This window comes from Microbacterium sp. Yaish 1, from assembly GCF_002245215.1.
Lineage (GTDB): Bacteria > Actinomycetota > Actinomycetes > Actinomycetales > Microbacteriaceae > Microbacterium.
The window spans coordinates 16,810-36,831 of the sequence record NZ_NPMR01000001.1 but is presented as its reverse complement, the minus strand read 5'-3'; the positions used below and the strand labels follow the sequence as shown (position 1 = coordinate 36,831).

Here is a 20,022-nt window from a genome sequence, read left to right as displayed (position 1 = left end):
CCGGGAGCCGATCCGTTCTGACCAAGCAAAGCGCCCCGAGCCCACATGCCGTTATGGTCGGTCTAGTTGACGAGCCAGTCGTCGGGGCCGCGGTAGCGAAGTAGAACCGTTCCGCCATCTCCGCATACGGCGTGAAGCAGGCCCTCGCGGTGCTTGTTGAGGACTACGTGGGCCTTTCCGAGCCGATCGAACCCCGGCGTCCAGAGGGTCGCGGTCTCTGAGCCGTCGTGGCTTACGCGTAGCCACTCACCTTCGTTCGGTGGCTCCTCGAACCACTCGACCTCGTCCAACGACAAAACGTGCTGCCCCCAACGGCGGCGGCGACGCGATCTCAGTCGGCGGGTGAATTCTTCCCACGCACCCCTACTTGCCTCCGTCGGCCACGCAGAGTCAGATGCCAACCAGGGGTCGAGGTCGTCCAACCACGCCCGCATCCCTACTGCATCGGTGAAATCGGCGCCCGTGTCGTTTACCGCCTTGATCGCGGCGGCACGGTGGTCGAATCCCGAGCGCAGCAAGACTGCGGCCGCAGGGTTGAGCGTCCCGGCCTCAAGTGCAGCGGTCGCGAATCCGTTGATCAATTCAGCCGCGAGGTTGCCCTGTGCGAGCTCGTACACACGGGCTGCCTCGATGCCCCACACGAGCCGGTAGATGACGTCGTTTTCGATGAACTGCGCGATATCCATCTGCTTCTCGTCCATCTCGCTCAGCGGTTCGCCCGCAAGCCAGCCGGCCAGCACTGCTCGCCAGTTGTTGACGGAGATCGTTGGAGCGAACGTGGAGATGCTGAACACCCGTGCCGCGAGGCTGACGAGGCCGTCGGCAGCATCCTCTGTCTCACCTTCTGCGATGGAGATCTCGGCAGCGTTCGTCAGGGAGACGATACCTGCTGCGGCAGTCCCCAGTTCACTGCCCGCGTCGGCGCCAAGTCCGGCCAGGTACCAGCCGCGACGTTGCGCAGGGCTGGAGGTGTTCCAAAGAAGTTGAGCGCGCTGCTCCACGACCGCACGAATCAGAAGCGAGTCCGCGTCGTCGAGCCGCCGGAGCTGCCGTTCCCACAACGAATCCCGCATGGCATTGGCGAGAACCTGGATGACGTCTGCGGGATCCGCGGCCTCATCACCAACCACACTAAGGATGGCGGTGTCCAGCATGGATAAGCCTGCGGTCCAAGCCGTCGACGCGGCTTCCTGTTCTGCCGAATCCTCGCCGGGCACCGTGGGGAAGGACCAGTCGGACCCCGTCAGATACTCCAGGAATGGCGACAGCCGGGAGTCCCCAACTGCCGCCCGCATACGCTCCAGGAGCATTCTGCCTATGAGGATCAGCCCGGATTGCAAGTCGCGAGAGCGGACTCCGTCAGTTAACTGCAACCACGTGTCGCGCTTGTACGCGCTCGGCTCGAACACCGGGTATAGCACGAGTCCCTCGGTGTCGACGAACGCGCGTCCGGCACGTCCGATGACGTTGGCGAACTCTGAACCCTTCAGCACGTTCCCGCTGCGGTGGAGGCTGGAGAAAAGCACCACGGACGCGGACAGGTTGAGACCCTGCGCAAGCGTGGGTGAGGCGACCGTGATCTTCAGGATGCGGTTGTGCAGCAAGCCTTCGATCTCGCGGCGAAAAGGTCCTGGCAGAGCACCGTGGTGGATAGCCACACCGAGGCGCAGGCACTTCAGGATGTCGTGGTCGGCGCCGAACCACTCAGTACCGACGGCCTCGGCGTTCGCGATGTCGACGCCATCTGGCATGACTGAGTCGATCAGTCCCTGCTGGTGGAGTTTGACGATAAGTGTTGCGAGCGTCCCGACTGAGACCCTTAGCGGGCAGAAGATCAGGACGGTCTGGCCTTCTTCGACCAGGCGCCAAGCAGTCGCAAGCGTCAGTTCGTTCTGGTTCTTGGGGAACGCGAGCTTCCGCTTTCCGGCAGGAGGCTTCGCCTCGAGGTATCTCGGAATGTACGGCTGGTCATCGCCAACCGTCACACTGAGACGGGCGTAACCACCCTTTCGCCACTCGACCAGACCGAACTGTTGCCGAGTCGGGCGCCAGTTCTCCTTGTGCAATCCCTCCGGAGCGTCGTCGGTGATCCAATCGACGAAGTCATCGAGCTCTTCATTCTCCGGAAAGACCGCTGAGAGGCAGACAATGCGGCGCGTGTCTGCGTCGGCGCGGCGCAACAGACGCTGAATCTGCGCCTCGTAGCGGACCTCGCGTTCTTCGGCGCCGATCATGTGCCCCTCGTCGAGGATGATGAGCCCGACGTCGTCCAGGACGGTTGGCTCGGATCGAAGCGCGAAGTCGAGCTTCTCGGGTGTCGCTACCACGATGTCGCTTGATCGTAATGCGTCGCCGTCGAGGTCGTTGGCCCCCATGCTTCCGTACAGCGAGGACACCTGCGCTCCTAGCGGTGCGAACGTCTCCTCGAGGATGCGTTCAGTCTGAGCGGACAGCGCTCGTAGCGGTGTCACATACACGGCGCGACGCTTCTGAGCCAGGCAGCGCAGGATGCATAGCTCTGCGATGCGGGTCTTGCCCGCGCTGGTGGGAAGTGCCACCACCAGGTCGTCCGTGTTGGCAAAGATTCGGTCTACGACGTGCAGTTGCGAGGGCCACAGGTCGATCTCGGCCCGTTCTCGGGCTAGCAACGCAGCGACATAAGTTAGTCGAAGCCGATGCCACAGGCGCTTAGCTCGATGGGACGGGCTCGTGCTCGCGACCTCGGTGCTGGAGTCGCGACCCTCGCGGCCAGGCCGCTCGTTCGCACTGACGGTGTCGCCACCACCCGGGGGGTCGCTCGGCAAGTTCCGTCTGATGCTGGTCTTGGCAAGGTCCGCCACAATGTGGCGCGTGAGCCGGAAGACCCACCACGGGCCAGGCGCTGCAATGTCATCAGACGCGTCTTCTCCGAGTTGCAGGTCGGCGATAGCGTCCGCGAGAAGAGCATCACGCCCGAACGCGATGGCGAATAGGGCCGTGGAGACCGATGATAGGTAGTGCTCGCTCAGCAGAAGAGTGACTGGTCCTAGGTCGCTGAGATCTTCCGGACCGGCCCCCCCATCCCAGGTGTTCGTTTCGACGTCGACCGGACCGTCAGAGTCCTCGTCACCGGGCTCAGTCTCGTCGTACCGCGACATCGCGTCGGCGAGCGCTTCGTCAGAGACCTCGGGCGCAGAGCGCACGCGCAGGGTGCGCCCCTCGATTCCTCGAAGGTCGCGCATGACTAGGTCGGCGAGCGTCAACTCCATCGGCGACAAACGGCCGCTAACGCGGCTTGCTTCAACCAGGGAGAAGGCGCGGGCAGCGTAGCCTGCCATGTGGCTCGCGGCGCCGGCGATCAGCCGATGAAAGGCGATCTCAGGGGTCTCGCGGGCGGCATTTCGTGTGGCAGCTTCCAGCGCGTAGGACGCTTGCAGGAAGGCGTCGCGACTCGTGGCCACCTGTCGCGCGACTTCTGCTTCGGTGCTGGCGTCCTCTGTTCGATCGGCCTCGAAGATGCGCAGCGCGGTACTCATGAGCGAGTAGCCGTAGTCCAAGAGGTCTTGGTCGAGATATGCGCTGAAATTCTGGGAGTCGTCGGGGAGCTGACCGTCTCGCCGGATCATGGACTGGGCTTGTCCCCGCGCCAGGAGCCTCCCCCGGAATCCCGCCTCGGTAGCCTCGGCGAGCTGGGTGGCCAGGGCGGCAACATCACGGGGCATGGGTCACCACCGAGTCGTAGCTCTTGCGGATGAATTCCTGGTGGGCACCTACTCGGACGGTCACTGTCGTTTGGGATACGTTGCCGTTGTATGCCTTGAGGTCATCACGAACATGGCTGACCGGGTGGGTGCCCGAGAAGATGAACATGACGTGAGCGAGCTGACCCGGGCGAAGTCCGCTCTTCTGCAGCACGTCGTTGAGAGCGTCACTCAGTGCCTCGTCCTTCTTGAGGAGCCGTTCGGCGAACTGTGTCAGCGAGTGTGGCGACGCGAGGTCACCGTTGCGGCGCAAACCTTCCCGGGCCTGTGTGACGGTTGCCTTGTCGGCTTTGGCTCGGCTCTTCGCCTCGACCTTGACCAGTTCGAGCTTCTGGCCGCTCAGGCGCGCCCCCAGGACGTCGTCGCCTCGCAAGGCCCACTCTTGGTGGTCGCGCTCGATGAGTCGGCTCGGCCCGGTGGTGTAACCCATCGTGGTCTGGACGTACGCGGTGCCGAGGATCTCGCCCATGTCACCAGAACGACCGTTCTTCGTCTTCGGCACCTTGTTGCTGAGGAGCTTCGCGACGCCCTCCTTGCCGTGGCGCTTCGCAATCCGCTTGAGGTTCTCTCTCTTGGCATACGTCCGGGGAAGCAACGTCACGACGGCGTCAATGCCGGCTTCGTCGTCCTCTGAAGTCAAGAGACGAGAGAGGTGCTTGCCGATTGCCTCGTCCTTCGGCGGCTCGCACCATGAGCTAAAGAAGTCAGTCATGTCGGGACCTCACATTGGATCGGAAAGGCGTGCCAGTGCCATCTCTGGGGTGTTGCACGCCGGTACGCTCGTACCGAAACCCACTCTGCCGCCACATGCCACGCGCCAGCTGCGTTCTCATCGATGATGGAACGCTTCGAAATCCTAGTGAATCCGGAAAGATTTCGCTTCGGTTCTGACCGAAAAGGTGCATTGAGTCCGCAAACAGCGTCGAGGCGATCCAGCCATCGTCGCACACGGCCGGTCTCAGCACCGGCAGGGTCACCGCCCAAGACGGAGCCCGCCGCAACTCCGGGACTTGTGTCCCGGTTAGGTGGCTGCTCGTGAGGACACCGTAGCAAGTGTGATGCAGCGCCGCGGGCACGGGGCAAGATGGTCACGCGCAACCGCGTTCGATGCCGAACTCGGCGGCCAGCTCGTACACGCTCCGACCGCTCAGGTAGCCGTTGACCAGGGCGTCGACCGAGGGCACGTCGAGCCGATTCTGCACCTGCCGAGTGCCCGCAACAGGCCCGGATGCGGCAGCTCACGGACACTGTTCGAACAGCGAGAGTTCCGCGGGCGTGTTTGACGTCAATCAAGATCCTGATCGAGTTGCGCCCGTTCGTCCTCGCGGGCCGCGTCTCGCTCGTGTGAGTTGCGATTGCGCGAAGGATTCGGGCAGTTCGGGGCCAATGGGCTGAGTATCCAGGCTCCATTGCTTGTATTGTGCCGCAAGTGCTCGTTCCTGTGCGCCGCCGTCGTACACTCCGCGGGTAGTGATGCCTCGACTGTTGAGGTGGCCGTTAATCATGCCGTTTTCCAGGTCGCGGCGGCCGATAGACTCGATCAGATCGCGGACTGGCTTGGGCGGCCAGATGCCGTCGTCGTCGCTTGGGGCGTGGGCGAACGCTTGGCCGATCAGCTCATCGCTAATGTTTCCCCGGTCGAGGTCAGAAAGCTGGAGGCGGCGTGTTCGACGCAATTCTGCATGGCGGCTTCATCGAGCGTGCCGTCGTCCTGCCTGCCCGGATAGCCGCGCCAGTCGTGAAGCACCCACCAGGCATGTCTGCCGCTCGGCGACCCACGCGTCCTGAGCCTGCCATCTGCGCGGTGTTGCAGAGACGAACGTCTCGTCTATGGCTGCGGATCTCTTCCGGGCTTCGTAGTCCATATTCGCCTTCGCCCTGATGTCCTGGTTGGTGCCGAACTCAAACCTGATCCGCCCGGCTGGCAAGAGCTTGGTCTGCTGTTCAAGGGTGGCGGTGCCGTCGTTTCCGGCAGGCAGCACTCCGTCACCTGTGCGGATCGAGATCTGACCAGCCCCGGGCGTCTCTGCTAGCAGCCTGGTGATGAGCTCAGGGAAGGCAGCCTCCTGATGAGCTCAGGGAAGTATGCCTGGCAATCTCTACCGCTCGTCGCCGGCCACTGAGCCAGCTGGCCAGCGGTAACGAGCTCCGGATTCACCGTGCGGCGCTCGGCTGCGAGGCTGAGCGCGACCGCCCCTCGCTGGGCCCTCAGGCGCTCCACGTCCCTCGCGCGGAATCTGGAGAACTTCGTCCCCGGCACCCGGGCGTCAGGAAGGATGCCTTCCTTGGCGAAGGAACGGACGTTGTTCTCATGCACGCCGAGACGCTTGGCCGTCTCGCGTACATTCAGACGCTCATCTGCATCGTCCACACACGAAGGGGTCGCAGATGTTGAATTTCAGCACTCTGTTTCGTTCGATGCGCCCCACCCCGGACGCCTATTGCACGACCTCGCAAACGCGATGCGCATCGTCACCCATCGATGCGAGGACTGGCGGTCAGCTTCAAGGTCTGCCGGGAGACAGGTGATTCCGGACCGTTCCGGCCGACACATCGAGCAAGGCGCCGATCCGAGCCAGCGACCAGCCACGGTCCCCCAACGCGAACGCTTCCTCTTCCTGTGCGAGCGACATGCCGCGTTGCCGCATCGGGACGCCTCGCCGGTGCAGGTGCGCGCCTGCCGTGCGGCGTTCGATGCCGAACTCGGTGCCAAGCTCCTCCACCGTCTGACCGGCGAGGTAGCCATCGACCAGCGTCAATCGAGGCGGCTTCGAGCCGCTTCTGCGCCTGCCGAGTACCCGGAACCGGACCGGATTGGACAGGGCGTGCCCCCTGCTTGACCGCCGATTCCACCAAAACGAGAAACCGGCATCCATCAGGTTGCCGGTTTCTGCATATGCGGCAGATCAGCCGGCGACGAGCTGCTCTTGGGCGACGTTGACGAGGATCTGGTGCATCGCGCGCTCCCCGGGTGGGCGGACGCGATCGCTGCGATGCGCGATGACGACGCGCCGCGAGGGTGCGTCCTGGCCGAGGCTGACGATACGGACGTCCGGCCGTGCGGACTGCACAGCCGTACGCGGAGCCAGAGCCACGCCGAGCCCGACGCTCACCATTGCGAGGGCTTCCTGGTAGTCGTTGGCCTCGAACGCGATGGTCGGGCTGAATCCAGCGGCCCGGCAGCTGCGCTCCAGGACCTCGGCGACCGGGTGGTCGCGCTTTCGGACGATCCACTCCTCGTGCCGGAGCATCGACATCGTCGCGTGACGCGTGCGCCCGAGGCGGTGGTCCTGCGAGACCACCAGCACCGTGGGGTCTTCGAAGAGGGGAGTGATCGAGAGGTCGGGCTCATCGATGCGGTTCCACTCGTAGTCCCACAGCAGCGACAGGCCGATCGTGTTCTCCTGCAGAGCGGCGACGAGTTCGTCGAACCGGGCGCTGTGTACGTCGAGGCGCACATCGGGGTAGTCCCGCCGGAAGCGGCTGATCGCGACCGGCATGAGCGTGGTGCCGATCGTCGGGAACGTGCCGACCGCGATGCGTCCGCGCCGCAGACCGGCGAGTTCGCCCAGCTCGGACTCCGCCGCCCGCAGCCGGCGCAAGACGTACCGGGCGTGCCCGGCGAGCAGCGCGCCCGCCTCGGTCGCGACGACGCCGCGTGGCTGGCGCCGCACCAGCGGCTGACCGACCTCCTGCTCGAGGCGCTGCAGCTGTTGCGACAGCGCCGAGGGGGAGTACCCCAGCGTCTTCGCCGCTGCGGTCAGCGATCCGTGGTCGAGGATCGTCACCAGAACAGCCAGTCGTCGCACATCGAGCATGGGGGCCTCGCTTTCCGCCTTCACCGTACAGGCGAGAGCTCGCACGCTGAAAGCGGATGAAGCGGGACTTCACGATTGCAGCTCATCGATATGACACGTTTGGCGTGACTGCATAGCAGATGGCCGGGATCTCGGCGTTGAGGCTTCTGAAGCGTTCCTTCACGGGTGTGAAGTGATCCGCGATTTCGCTGCACGGTGCTCGGAGCGAGCATGGATGCCGACACCTCGGGAGGCGGCCATGTTGGAGATTCCGGCGACACTCATGCGGGGCGGCACCAGCAAGTGCTGGGTCTTCAGCCGCGACGAGCTGGAGCGTGTCGGCGCACCCGTCGACGACATCCTGCTGCGCCTGTACGGCAGCCCGGACGAGCGCCAGATCGACGGCCTCGGCGGCGGGACCTCCACCACCAGCAAGGCCGTCATCCTGGCGCCGAGCCGGCGAGACGACGCCGACATCGACTACACCTTCGCCCAGATCGGCCTCGCCGACGGCCGGGTCGACTGGTCGAGCAATTGCGGCAACTGCTCGGCCGCTGTCGCGCCCTTTGCTCTGCACGCGGGGTGGCTGACGCCCCGCGGTGACCGAACGTCCGTGCGCATCTTCAACACCAACACCGGTCAGCTGATCGTGGCGGAGGTCCCCACTCCCGGCGGCATGTTCGACGAGTCGGGCGACGCGCGCATCGTCGGGGTCCCGTTCGCGGGCCTCGAGGTCGTGCTCTGGTTCGTCGACCCGGCCGGCCGCACGACGGGCCGGCTGTTGCCGTCCGGTCTGGCGATCGAGGACATCGACGGCGTCCCGGTGACGCTGATCGACGGGGGAGCGCCCGTCGTCGTCGCCGAGGCGTCGGCGCTGGGCCTGACCGGGCTCGAGACCCCCGCCGACATCGATGCGCGACCCGAGCTGCTGGCCCGCATCGACCGCATCCGTCGCGAAGGCGCCGTCCGCATGGGGCTCGCGGCGACCGCCGCCGCCGCGCTCAAAGCGGTGCCCAAGGTCGCCCTGGTGTCGCCCCGCAGCGCGGACGATCACGACTTCGGGGTCACGATGATGTCGATGGGCAAGGCCCACCCGGCCATTGCGATCACCGGCAGCGTCGCGCTCACGCTGGCGGCGGCGACTCCTGGCACCGTCGTGTCGAGGATGGCCGCGCGAGGCGCCCTCGGCGTCACCTCGCTTCGCACGCCGTCGGGTGTCGTCAGCACCCGCATCGGCCGACACGGCGCCCTGCCCGCGGTCGGCATCACCCGCTCGGCGCGGCGGCTGGCGGACGCTTCCGTCACCCTGCCGCTGGAGCAACTGCCCGATCACGCGTCGGGACTGGTCGAGGGAGCCCTCCTCGTCCGATGATCAGATAGGCGGCCGGCCTCGCCGAGGCGGATCCGGCCGCCGCCAACCCCCGTTGGGAGACAACGATGTCACCAGAACTCATCTCGATACTCGCGTTGTTCGCGATGGTCATCATCGCCACCGTGCGGCCGATCAACATCGGCATCCTCGGATTCATCGGTACCTTCCTCGTCGGAACGCTCGTGCTCGGCCTCGACGAGAAGCAGATGCTCGCCGGCTTCCCCGCCGACCTCTTCCTCACAATCGTCGGCGTCACCTACCTCTTCGCCGTCGCGAAGCTCAACGGCACGGTCGACCTGATCGTCGACCGTGGTGTCCGCCTCGTGCGGGGCCGGACGGCGCTGGTGCCGTGGGTGCTCTTCGGGGTCGCCGCGATCCTCACGGCCATGGGCACGTTCCCGCCGGCCGCCGTCGCCCTCGTCGCCCCCGTCGCGCTCAGCTTCGCGGCCAAGCACGGCTTGGACCCGCTGCCGGTGGGAATGACCGTCGTCTACGGAGCGCTGGCGGGTTCGCTCTCGCCGATCTCGGTGCTCGGCCTGCTCGTCAGCGGCATGGTGGGCGACATCCCCGGCTTCTCGCCCATGGTGCTGTTCGTGACGGCATTCGTCTACTCGACGCTGATCGCGATCCTGACGCAGCTGTTCTTCTCGTGGAAGAACCGCCTTCGCGGGGGAGCGTACTCCGGCGCTGCGGAGACCAGCACCGGCGATGGCGGCGCGGTGCCCGGACCCCGCGTGCCCGCAACGGGGAACATCTCCGTCGGCGGCGCCGAGCAGGGCTCGGTCCTCACGCTCACGCAGACGCTCCAGACCCCTCGCGTGCGAACGACGCCGGCTCAGGTTCTGACGCTGCTCGCCCTGCTGGGGCTGGCGGTCGGGGCCATGGTGTTCCACCTCGACATCGGCATCCTCGCGCTCGTCGCCGGCACCCTGATCGCCTTCATCGAGAAGAAGCACCTCACCGCGGCGGTCGAGGGCATCAGCTGGTCGACCATCCTGCTCGTCGCGGGCATGATCACCTACATCAGCATCGTCGAAGAAGCCGGCGCGATCGAATGGGTCGCGAACGGGATCGGCAGCCTCGGTTCGCCCCTCATCGGTGTGCTCGTGCTCTGCGTCATGGCCGGTGTCGTCTCGGCGTTCGCCTCGTCGACGGCGGTCATCGCGATCTCGATCCCGATGCTCCTGCCGCTCATCCAGGACAGCCCTGTCGCCGGCGGGATGGCGATCTCTGCGGTCGCGATCGCCGCGAAGGTCGTCGATGTCTCACCGTTCTCGACCAACGGCGCGCTCGTCCTCGCGAACGCCCAGAACGTCGACCCGCCCGCGTTCTACCAGCGGATTCTGCGCTACTCCGGGGTCATCGTGCTGATCGGCCCCTTCCTTGCCTGGGCTGCGCTCGTCGTGCCGTTCTCGCTCTGACGAGTCCGCGAGCGTGCGGCGGGGGTCGCGTGCGGCGCGAGCTGGGCGGCGAGGGGGCGTAGAATGCATGCAACTGAATTGATCCCTCGGGAGGTTTCATCCATGACCACGTACAACGTCGGCGTCATCGTCGGCAGCATCTCGTCGACCTCGATCAACCGTCGTCTGGCGAAGGCGCTCACCAAGCTCGCCCCGCAGGCCGACCTCGAGCTGACCGAGATCCCGATCGCACCGCTGCCGTTCTACTCGGCTGACAACGACGCGTCGATCCCCGCCGAGGCTGCCGAGTTCAAGGCTGCGGTCGAGAAGGCCGACGGCGTCATCATCGTCACCCCCGAGTACAACCGCTCGGTGCCCGGCGTCCTGAAGAACGCTCTCGACACCGCGAGCCGTCCGTGGGGCGACAACAGCTTCGCCGGCAAGCCGTCCGCTGTCATCGGCATCTCCATCGGCGCGGTGGGCACCGCCGTCGCGCAGCAGCACCTGCGCTCGATCCTCTCGTTCCTTGCGTCGCCCGAGCTCTCGCAGCCCGAGGGCTACCTGCAGCTCACCGAGGGCCTGATCGACGACGACGGCACCGTGACGAACGAGTCGACGTCGGAGTTCCTGCTCTCGTGGCTGAAGGCCGTGCACGCGCACGTCGCGAAGAACCTCGCTGCCGCCAGCTGATCAGCAGACCCTCTCGACAGGGCGCCCGGCCACATGGCCCGGCGCCCTGTCGTCGTGATGCCGTCGGCGTGCGGCGGTTTCTCCCAGGTCGAAGGGCATACGATGGTCGGCGGGGCATCGGCCTGCGGCATCCGTTCGGCGCCGCCCGGCCCCTGATCGACGGCAGATCCTCTTCTGCCCGTCGTCGACCTGCGAGAAAAAGGAAGCGAGGTGAGGTGCTCAATGAGCGGTGATAGTTGCCATCGCGAAATCATCAGCGCCGCGTCCGCTGCCGACCCGCTCGTCGACCGAATCGACTCCTGAGCGGACGAGCCGCGGTGCGTCGCACCAGCAGGCTTCGCGATGTTCTCCGTGCCGTCGTCTCCGTGACGATGCCACGGACGTGCGCGCGTCCACATGAGGAGGGCTCCCATGACTCCGGAGCAGATCAACGAACTGACCATCGTCGTCGACGGCATCGCCGCACCCCTGTCGCGGGGTGATCTGCCGTCCGCCGCGGCCGCTCTCGCCGATGTCGAGCCCGAGCGTCTCGCCGAGGTGCTCGAGCGACTCGACGGTCGTCGCCGCGCCGTCGCCTACCGGCTGCTGCCGAAGGACCACGCGCTGCAGGTGTTCGAAGCGCTCTCGCCGAACATGCAGGGCGAGCTCATCGGCGACCTGCGCGACGCCGAGGTGGCGCACATCTTCGGTGACCTCGACCCCGACGACCGCGCCTGGCTCGTCGACGAGCTGCCGGCCTCGCTCGCATCCCGGCTGATGCGCGGGCTTCCCGCTCATGAGCGCGAGATGACGGCCGCCGTGCTCGGCTACCGTCGCGGATCCATCGGGCGCCGCATGAGCCCGGAGTTCGTGTCGGTTCCGATCGGCAGCACGGTCGCAGGAGCGCTCGATCGGGTGCGCGCGCGACTGCACGACGCCGAGACGGTGTACACGCTGCCCGTCGTCGACGCGGGTCGTCGTGTCGCCGGAGTCGTCAGCCTGCGCGATCTGCTCGCCGCCGATCCCGACGCCGGTGTGCGCGACATCATGCAGACCGCGCAGACGGCGGGCGTGGACGATGACGCCGAGACCGCCGCGCGTCGCTGCACCGAGCGAGGGCTGCTCGCGCTGCCCATCGTCGACAGCGAGGAGCGCCTCGTCGGCATCCTGACGGTCGACGACGCCGCCCGCATCCTGGAGCACGAGGAGAGCGAGGATGCCGCGCGCCAGGGTGGCGCCGAACCCCTGCGCCGGCCCTACCTCTCGACGCCGATCCTGCAGATCGTGCGATCGCGGGTCGTCTGGTTGCTGGTGCTGGCGGTCGGAGCGACCCTGACGGTACAGGTGCTGTCGGCGTTCGAGGCGACGCTCGCCCAGATCACGGTACTCGCGCTGTTCGTCCCGCTGCTCATCGGAACCGGTGGCAACACCGGCAACCAGGCGGCGACGACGGTCACGCGCGCGCTCGCGCTGGGTGACGTGCGACCTCGCGACGTGGTTCGAGTGCTGAGCCGTGAGGTGCGTGTGGGGTTCTTCCTCGGCAGCATCCTGGGGCTCGTCGGATTCGCGGTGACGTCGCTCGTGTACGAGCCGCGCATCGGTCTCGTCATCGGGGCGACCCTGATCGCGGTGTGCACGATGGCCGCGACGGTCGGGGGAGTCATGCCGCTTCTCGCACGTGCGATCAGGGTCGATCCCGCGGTCTTCTCAAACCCGTTCATCACGACGTTCGTCGACGCCAGCGGCCTGATCCTGTACTTCCTGATCGCCCGCGCCATCCTGCAGATCTGAGCCCCCGACACGGCGCCGTGGTGGCGGGAGCCATGGTTCCGGGATGCAAGGGATCGGGCGCAGCGCGCCGGTGCGGATGTCGTTCCGCCGGCGTGTCGGCCACGATCCCTTGCATCCGCGTTCGCGCGGAAGCGGCCCGTGAACCCGTCCGGGGTCAGACCAGGGCGTCGCGGGCGGCTCCGGCGGCGAGGCGTTCGGCGGCCAGCGACTCCGCGGCGGCGAGCGGTGTGACACCGCGCGCGTCGGCCTCGTCGAAGACGCGCCGCAGGACATCGCCGATGCCCTCGACGCGCGTCGCGATCTCGCTGCGGTCGCGCTGCTTCGCGGCAAGGTCGAGGTAGATGACGCCGCCCGCGTTCACGACGAAGTCGGGGGCGTACAGGATGCCGCGGGCGGCCAGACGGTCAGCGCCGGAGCGGTGCGCCAGCGGGTTGTTCGCCGGTCCGCACACCGCCCGCGCATCGAGGGCGTCGATCACCTCGTAGGTCAGCACGCCGCCGATGCCGGCGGGCACGAACACGTCGGCCGAGGCGAGATGAGCCTCCGCCGGCTCGATCCACGTGGCGCCCAGGCTCGTCGCGAGCTCGCGCTTGGCCGGGTTCACATCGGTCACGGTGAGCTCCGCGCCCTCGGCGGCGAGCTGCACGGCCAGCCGGCTGCCCACCTGTCCGAGCCCGGCGATCGTGACCCGGCGTCCGGTGACCTCGCGAGAACCGGTCGCGCGCTCGAGCGTCGCGAGCAGCGACGCGTGCACGCCGATGCTCGTGGGGCCCGCGGGCTCGCCCGAGCCGCCCACGCGGTCGGGGAGCCCCACGACGTGCGCCGTGCGCTCGCTGACGGTGAGCATGTCGTCGGTGGTCGAGCCGACATCCTCCGCCGTGCGGTACAGACCGCCCAGGGACTCGACGGCGTCACCGAGGTCGAGGAACGCCGCGCGCCGCCGCTCGGCATCGAGCACGGTCCCCGGGGGCAGCCCGATCACGGCCTTGCCGCCACCGGCATCCAGACCCGCTGCCGCGTTCTTCAGCGTCATCGCCGCCGACAGGCGCAGGGCGTCGCCGAGGGCGTCGCTCCAGTGCGGGTAGGTCCAGACCCGGGCGCCGCCGAGGGCAGGGCCGAGCACCGAGGAGTGCAGCGCGGCGGCGATGAAGAGGCCGCTCCGCCGCCCCGTGATCACCTCCACGCGCTCGTGCGTGAAATCGGGCAGGGGCAGGGCGTGGGTCATCGCGATCCTCTTTCGGCGGAGCCTTGTGGGCTCATGCTCTCCGTGCCGCGGCGTTGCGGCACCCAGGCCATTGTGCCTCTTCTAGAGTGTCAGCGTGACCACCGATCTGCCGTCGCGAAGCCGTATCGTCCACGAGTCCCTGCGCGCCGCCGGCATCCCCGGCGACATCGTCGTGCTGCCGGATGCCGCATCCACGGCCGCCCTCGCCGCAGCCGCGCTCGGCGTCGAGGTGGGTGCGATCGCCAACAGCCTGGTCTTCTGGTCGGACGGTGAGCCGCTGCTGGTCATGACCAGCGGCGCGCACCGCGTCGACACCGCCGCCCTGGCCGAGCGCACGGGCCGCAGCTCGATCACGCGCGCGAGCGTCGAACAGGTGCGTGCCGCGACGGGCCAGGCGATCGGCGGGGTCGCGCCGACGGGGCACCCCGCGCCTCTCACGACCCTCATCGACGAAGACCTCGCGCAGTACGACGAGATCTGGGCGGCCGGCGGCACACCGCACACCGTTTTTCCGCTGACCTTCGACGACCTGGTGCGTCTGACCGGCGGCACGGTCGTCGCCGTCGTCTGAGCCGGAGCCGGTGGCCCGGGGTCAGCCCTTCGGGCTGTCGAAGCTCCACTCGTCGGGATCGGTCGCGGTCGCGACATCCCAGTCATCGGTCCGCCACGTGAAGGTGGCGACCGCGCACGTCGGCATCCCTCCGATGCCCCCGCTCGACAGGCGCTCGGCGAGCACCGTCATCCCCGGGTCGTGCGCGACCACGAGCACCGACCGAGCACCGCTGCCGCTCGCCGCGTCGAGGATCACGCGCGCCGAGGCGCCGTAGAGCTCGTCGCGCAGGTCCGGCTCGAGCCCGAGCGCGGTGCCGAAGGCTGCGGCCGTCGTGCGGGCGCGAAGCGCCGTCGATGCGAGGATGCGCTCGACGGTCACACCGGTTCCTGCCAGACGCTCGGCCATCGCGGGGGCGTCGCGCATGCCGCGGTCGTTCAGTGGACGGTCGTGATCGTCGAGGGCGGGGGAGCCCCAGTCGCTCTTGGCATGTCGCACGAGGATGAGCGTCGTCATGGAATCATCCTCCCGCGCCGAAGACCGCGTGGGCGATCGTGAAGATGACGAGTCCGGCGAGCGATCCCACGATCGTGCCGTTGAGCCGGATGTACTGCAGGTCGCGGCCGACCATGAGCTCGATCTTCTCGGTCGTCTCCTGGGCATCCCAGCGCTCGACCGTCTCGGTGATCACCGAGGCGATGTCGGCGCGATGGCGGGCCACGAGCGTCGCGGCGGCGTCGATGACCCGCGCGTCGATGCGCTGCTGCAGTGCCGGATCGGTCGACAGACGTTCGCCGACCTCAGTGAGCGCAGCGGCGATGCGGCGACGGAGCGGGCTCTCGGCGTCGCCGAGCGAACGGACGAGACCGGCCTTCGCCGTGCCCCACGCCTCGGCGGCCAGGGCGCGGACGCGGGGACTGTCGAAGACCGCCGCCTTGGCCGCCTCGAGCCGTGCCGCCGTGTCGGTCTCGCCCTGCAGATCGCCGGCGAGACGAGCGAGGTAGCCGTCGATCGCCTTCCGTGCCGGGTGCTCGGGATCGCTGCGCACGGCTGCGACGAACGCCAGCGCCTCGCGGTAGACCGTGTCGTCGACGAGCCGTGTCGCCACCGACGGCAGCCACGACGGCAGGCGGCGGGAGACGAGCCCGGTGAACACCGAGCGGTTGGCGACGAGCCAGGTCTCGATGTTGTCGATCGCGAGGTCGACCGCTCCGTGGTGGGCGCCGGCGCCGACGACGCGCTCGAGCCACCCGCCGATCGACGGTCCCCACGAGGGCGCCAGCAGGTGCTCGCGCGCCAGGTCTTCGAGGAGGTCCTGCACCTCGTCGTCGCTCAGCGCGGTCAGGATGCCGGATGCCGCGGCCGACGCCTCAGCCGACACGCGCTCGGCATTCTCGGGGCGCCGCAGCCACGCGCCGAGCCGCGTCGCGATGCCCATCGACTCGAGCTTGCCGCGGATGACCCCGGCTTCGAGGAAGTTGGTCTCGACGAACTCGCCGAGAGTGCGGCCGATCTCGTCCTTGCGCCGGGGGATGATCGCGGTGTGCGGGATGGGAAGGCCGAGCGGATGCCGGAACAGCGCGGTGACCGCGAACCAGTCGGCGAGGGCTCCGACCATGCCGCCCTCCGCCGCGGCGCGGACATATCCGAATGCGGGGACGGTCTGCTGGAGGGGGAACGAGATCGCGAAGACGATCGCCATGAAGATCAGCGCACCGAGGGCGACGGCCTTCATCCGCCGCAGGCCCTGGCGTCGAGCCTGGTCGGCGGGGGAGAGCAGGGAGGTCGGCGTGCGTGCCATCCGGTCATCCTCCCACGGCGGTTCGCCGGGCGGGGCCGGTCACGGCGTATCCTGACCGCGTGATCGACGACATCCAGAAGCGAGCCCTGCGCCGCACGAGCATCCTCGAAGGACAGGTCCGTGGGCTGGCCCGGATGATCGAGAACGAGGACTACTGCATGGATATCATCGCCCAGTCACGGGCCATCCAGAAGGCCCTCGCGTCGCTCGACAAGCTCCTCATCGAGAACCACCTCCGCACGCACGTGACGCACATGTTCGAGAACGGCGGCGCCGACCGCGAGCAGGCCGTCGCCGAGCTGCTCAAGGCCTACGACCTCGAAACCCGCTGACGGCATCCTTCCCTCCCGTCGAGTCGCCAGGAAGTGCGGATCCGGTGGCCCCGGCATCCGCACTCCTTGGCGAGTCGACCGGCACGGGCGCCGGCGCGGGCGGCGGGTCAGGGGGTCAGGGGGCCGAGCCAGGCGGCGGCGACGGTGCTGTGGGCGGACTCCGGGTCGGAGGGGTGGAACATCCCCGCCAGGACGTCGCGGTAGAGGCGGGCGAGCTCAGAGCGGGAGAAGTACGATGACCCGCCCGCCACGAGCATCGCCTCGTCGACGACGGCCTTCGCCGCGGTGACGGCGCGGTGCTTCAGGCCGCTGAGCTTCGCGAACCACAGGCCACCGTGATCGGCCCGCTCATCGATGTCGCGCGCGATCGCCTCGAGCTGCGGCAGCATCCCGTCGTACGTCAGCGCCATGTCGGCGATGCGCCATCGGATGTCGGGATCCTGGCTGTACGCGAGTCCCGTCTTCTTCGACGTGCGCGACTGCGCGGCCACGACGGCGAGGTCGAGGGCACGCCGGGCGATGCCGGTGTACACCGATGCGAGCAGCAGCTCGAAGACCGAGAAGATCCCGAACACGAGCGGATCCGGGTTCGGGCCGGGGGAGAGCCGGCGGACGACGCGGTCGGGCGATGCGAGGGCGCCGTGCAGTTCCGTGGTGCGCGACTGGGTTCCGCGCATGCCGACGGTGTCCCAATCATCGCGCGTGCGCACGGCATCGGTCCGGTCGACGAAGGCGAACACCATCTTCGGCGCGTCCTCGCTCGTGGTGTCGAGGCCGTGAAGCCCGAGGTGGTCCCACACCGGCGCGAGCGAGGTGAAGATCTTCGTGCCCGTGAAGGCGTACCCGCCGTCGGACTGCGGCTCGGCCACGGTGTCGCTGCCGAACAGGACGAGGTCGTTGCCCGCCTCGCTGATCCCGAACGCGAACACCTCGCCCGCAGCGGCGCCCTCCTGCACGAAGCGCAGAGCGTCGTCACCGCGGTCGGACAGCACCTTGGCGACGCCGGTCCACACGAGGTGCATGTTGATCGCGAGGGCTGTCGCGGGCGCGGCGCCGGCGAGCCGCTGCTGCAGAACGGATGCCTGCGCGAGCGACAAGCCCGCGCCGCCGAGCTCTTCCGGAACGAGGATGCCGAGGTAGCCCGCGTCCCGCAGCTCGGCGAGGTCGTCTTCGGGGAAGACGTTGTCCGCATCGACGCCCGCCGCACGCCCGCGGATCCGGTCGAGGAGGTCGTCGGGCAGGTGTCGGGCCGGGTCGAAGTCGCTCACAGCATCCATTCTGCTCCCGACCCTCCTCAGCAGGTCGCGTGTCCGACGGGGCCCGCCGTGCACCCGATGTCCTGGGGCAGGATGGGGGCATGATCTCGACCGACGCCGCGCTCGCCCTGCGCGAGGCCGGGCTCGTCTGGCACCCGGCATCCGGAGACCGTTTCCAGTTGAACGAGCCGGAGTTCGAGGCCGACATCTTCACCGTCAGCGAGATGACGATCGAACCGCGGCGGTATCCGACCGGCACGATCCTCGCGTTCAACGGCACGACCGAATGGGCGCTCGACTCCGTCGCGCTCGACGAGGCGCTGTGGCTTCCTCGCGAGGACCAGCTGCGCGAGATGCTCCGCGGCGGCTTCCGCAGCCTGCGCCGGCTCGCCGACACCCACCGTGTGGAGATCGAGTTCGCCGGCGAGGAGCTGGCGTTCGAGCATCCCCAGCCCGAAGACGCCTACGCCGCCGCAGTGCTCGCGATGCTGCAGCGCGTCAACGACTGAGCGACCGGCTCCGCGCAGCCCGCCTCACGTGATCGTGTGGACGGGCTCGGTGTCGGGGATCGGCGACGAATCCCGTCCCCTCAGATCGGGGAACCACTGCACGCAGGTCGCGGCGACGATCAGGCCCGCGAGCGCGAACAGGGTCGCGGCCACATATGCGCCCTGCGGACCGACACCGTCGATGAGGAATCCCGCGATGGCCGAACCCGCGGCCGCGCCGATGAGCTGCCCGGTGCCGATCCAGCCGTAGGCCTCCGCTGTCTCGCTGAACTTCACGCTCGCGGAGGTGATGGCGAACATGACCGCCAGCGCCGGCGCGATGCCGATGCCCGCGACGAGCAGCGAGCCGCCGAGCCACCAGGCGTTGAGCGAGAAGATGGTCGCCGCCAGTCCGACGGTGACGATGAGGAAGCGGCGAGCCATGGCCCAGCGCCCGATCGGGATGTGGCCGAACGACAGGCCGCCCGCCAGGCTGCCGACGGCGAACACCGCGAGCACGATGCCGGACTCGAGTCCGCCGTGACCGAAGGATGCGACGACGCCCGCTTCGACCGCGGAGCACGCGCCGATGAGGAGGAAGCCGGTCGCGGTCGCGAGCATGACCGGCGGCTTCAGCAGCACACGGCCCAGGCTGCGCCGGCTGCGCGGGATGCGGACGCGTCCGAGCTCGGGGGAGGAGATGAACCACGCGCCCCCGCCGATGAGGATGACGACGATGAGCAGGAGTCCCGGCACGGTGCCGGCCTGCAGCGCCACGAAGGTGATGAGCACCGGCGCGATGATCCAGATGATCTCCTGCAGCGACGCGTCGAGCGAGAAGAGCGGTGTGAGCTGGCGTGAGGTGACCATCTTCGGGTAGATGGTGCGCACGGCCGACTGCACGGGCGGGGTCGACAGACCCGCGATCAGGCCGAGCGCCATGTAGACCCACAGTGGAGCATCGAGCACCGCCAGCAGGCCGATCGCCGCCGCGCAGACGGCGAGCGTCAGCGTCAGCACGCGCCGCATGCCCCAGACACCCATCCATCGGCTCGTCACCGGGCCCGCGATCGCCTGTCCGACTGAGGTCGCCGCCAGGACCAGACCGGCGGACCCGTAGGACCCGGTCACGTGCTCGATGTGGAGCAGGATGGCGAGGCTCGTCATCCCGCTCGGAAAGCGCGCGGTCAACTGTGCGGCGATGATGCGCGCGACACCCGGTGTGCGCAGCAGTTCTCCGTATCCCGCCACCCCTCAACGGTAGCGATTCCCGGGGCTCCTCGGCGACGTCCGGGCGAGCGTCGCCGCGACACGCCCGCGACACGCCGGAGCGACCAGATCCGTCCGAAACGGATGTCGGTGGGCCGGTCTACCGTCCGACCTGTGGACAGACTCCGCGAGCACCTCGCGGAAGCGCGGAATCACGCGTCGAACCGGGCTTCGACCGATCTCGCGATCTGTGGATGAAACGGTGGAGAAGATGTGTTGTACCTGGGGAGAGCGGTGCAAAACTACAGACTTGTAACTACTACCCCTTGTGGTGCCCCCCGATGTCGGCACCCATATGTAGTATTGAGGCTCCGGCAGGTTCTCAGCCGGAG

Annotated in this window: 18 protein-coding genes; 7 read left to right on the top strand and 11 right to left on the bottom strand. The window is 68.0% G+C overall.

All coding sequences use genetic code 11. The features are described 5' to 3' along the window. Positions 1-62 precede the first annotated feature (62 nt). From CI089_RS00175 to CI089_RS00155, 6 genes are all read right to left on the bottom strand, one after another. Positions 63-3,701, bottom strand: a complete 3,639-nt coding sequence (locus CI089_RS00175; RefSeq protein WP_094259745.1) for a DEAD/DEAH box helicase — start codon at positions 3,699-3,701, stop codon at positions 63-65. Then, positions 3,691-4,452, bottom strand: coding sequence for a Hachiman antiphage defense system protein HamA (locus CI089_RS00170; RefSeq protein WP_094259744.1), 762 nt, complete (start codon positions 4,450-4,452; stop codon positions 3,691-3,693). The genes CI089_RS00175 and CI089_RS00170 overlap by 11 nt, the downstream gene beginning before the upstream one ends. Before the next feature lie 900 nt (positions 4,453-5,352). Next, entirely contained in the window at positions 5,353-5,487 is a 135-nt protein-coding gene (locus tag CI089_RS16510) for a hypothetical protein (RefSeq protein WP_256977314.1), read from the bottom strand. Positions 5,488-5,769: 282 nt separating this feature from the next. Continuing rightward, a complete protein-coding gene (locus tag CI089_RS16720) occupies positions 5,770-6,111 on the bottom strand; it encodes a helix-turn-helix transcriptional regulator (RefSeq protein ID WP_094259743.1) in 342 nt (113 codons plus the stop codon). Positions 6,112-6,244: 133 nt separating this feature from the next. Then, the gene (locus CI089_RS00160) at positions 6,245-6,499 is read right to left on the bottom strand and encodes a helix-turn-helix domain-containing protein (protein WP_094259742.1); all 255 of its coding nucleotides are present in this window, start codon (positions 6,497-6,499) and stop codon (positions 6,245-6,247) included. 147 nt (positions 6,500-6,646) lie between these two features. Next, positions 6,647-7,558 carry a LysR family transcriptional regulator gene (locus tag CI089_RS00155; protein WP_094259741.1) on the bottom strand — a complete coding sequence of 304 codons (912 nt, stop codon included), beginning with the start codon at positions 7,556-7,558 and terminating at the stop codon, positions 6,647-6,649. 238 nt (positions 7,559-7,796) lie between these two features. On the opposite strand from CI089_RS00155, the gene CI089_RS00150 reads away from it, so the two are divergent. From CI089_RS00150 to mgtE, 4 genes are all read left to right on the top strand, one after another. Next, a complete protein-coding gene (locus tag CI089_RS00150; RefSeq protein WP_094259740.1) occupies positions 7,797-8,909 on the top strand; it encodes a PrpF domain-containing protein in 1,113 nt (370 codons plus the stop codon). A gap of 65 nt (positions 8,910-8,974) precedes the next feature. After that, the gene (locus tag CI089_RS00145; RefSeq protein WP_094259739.1) at positions 8,975-10,330 is read left to right on the top strand and encodes an SLC13 family permease; all 1,356 of its coding nucleotides are present in this window, start codon (positions 8,975-8,977) and stop codon (positions 10,328-10,330) included. 102 nt (positions 10,331-10,432) lie between these two features. Continuing rightward, positions 10,433-10,999, top strand: a complete 567-nt coding sequence (locus CI089_RS00140; protein WP_094259738.1) for an NADPH-dependent FMN reductase — start codon at positions 10,433-10,435, stop codon at positions 10,997-10,999. Positions 11,000-11,410: 411 nt separating this feature from the next. Beyond that, a complete protein-coding gene (gene mgtE, locus CI089_RS00135) occupies positions 11,411-12,769 on the top strand; it encodes a magnesium transporter (RefSeq protein WP_094259737.1) in 1,359 nt (452 codons plus the stop codon). 154 nt (positions 12,770-12,923) lie between these two features. Here mgtE and CI089_RS00130 read toward each other — a convergent pair whose 3' ends face one another. Next, positions 12,924-13,994 (bottom strand): Glu/Leu/Phe/Val dehydrogenase family protein, encoded by a 1,071-nt coding sequence (locus CI089_RS00130; protein WP_094259736.1) that lies wholly within the window; start codon positions 13,992-13,994, stop codon positions 12,924-12,926. A 94-nt stretch (positions 13,995-14,088) separates the two neighbouring features. Between CI089_RS00130 and CI089_RS00125 the strand changes: the two genes are divergently transcribed. Further along, positions 14,089-14,565, top strand: coding sequence for a YbaK/EbsC family protein (locus CI089_RS00125; RefSeq protein ID WP_094259735.1), 477 nt, complete (start codon positions 14,089-14,091; stop codon positions 14,563-14,565). A gap of 21 nt (positions 14,566-14,586) precedes the next feature. Here CI089_RS00125 and CI089_RS00120 read toward each other — a convergent pair whose 3' ends face one another. Further along, complete coding sequence (locus CI089_RS00120; protein WP_094259734.1) at positions 14,587-15,060, bottom strand: SixA phosphatase family protein; 474 nt, start codon at positions 15,058-15,060, stop codon at positions 14,587-14,589. Positions 15,061-15,064: 4 nt separating this feature from the next. Then, the gene (locus tag CI089_RS00115; protein WP_094259733.1) at positions 15,065-16,345 is read right to left on the bottom strand and encodes a DUF445 domain-containing protein; all 1,281 of its coding nucleotides are present in this window, start codon (positions 16,343-16,345) and stop codon (positions 15,065-15,067) included. A gap of 59 nt (positions 16,346-16,404) precedes the next feature. On the opposite strand from CI089_RS00115, the gene CI089_RS00110 reads away from it, so the two are divergent. Next, a complete protein-coding gene (locus CI089_RS00110; RefSeq protein WP_023954607.1) occupies positions 16,405-16,677 on the top strand; it encodes a metal-sensitive transcriptional regulator in 273 nt (90 codons plus the stop codon). 107 nt (positions 16,678-16,784) lie between these two features. On the opposite strand, the gene CI089_RS00105 is transcribed toward CI089_RS00110, so the two are convergent. Then, positions 16,785-17,954, bottom strand: a complete 1,170-nt coding sequence (locus CI089_RS00105; protein ID WP_094259732.1) for an acyl-CoA dehydrogenase family protein — start codon at positions 17,952-17,954, stop codon at positions 16,785-16,787. An 80-nt stretch (positions 17,955-18,034) separates the two neighbouring features. Between CI089_RS00105 and CI089_RS00100 the strand changes: the two genes are divergently transcribed. Continuing rightward, a complete protein-coding gene (locus CI089_RS00100) occupies positions 18,035-18,442 on the top strand; it encodes a pilus assembly protein CpaE (RefSeq protein WP_094259731.1) in 408 nt (135 codons plus the stop codon). Positions 18,443-18,466: 24 nt separating this feature from the next. On the opposite strand, the gene CI089_RS00095 is transcribed toward CI089_RS00100, so the two are convergent. Continuing rightward, positions 18,467-19,672 (bottom strand): MFS transporter, encoded by a 1,206-nt coding sequence (locus tag CI089_RS00095; RefSeq protein ID WP_094259730.1) that lies wholly within the window; start codon positions 19,670-19,672, stop codon positions 18,467-18,469. Positions 19,673-20,022: the final 350 nt, after the last annotated feature.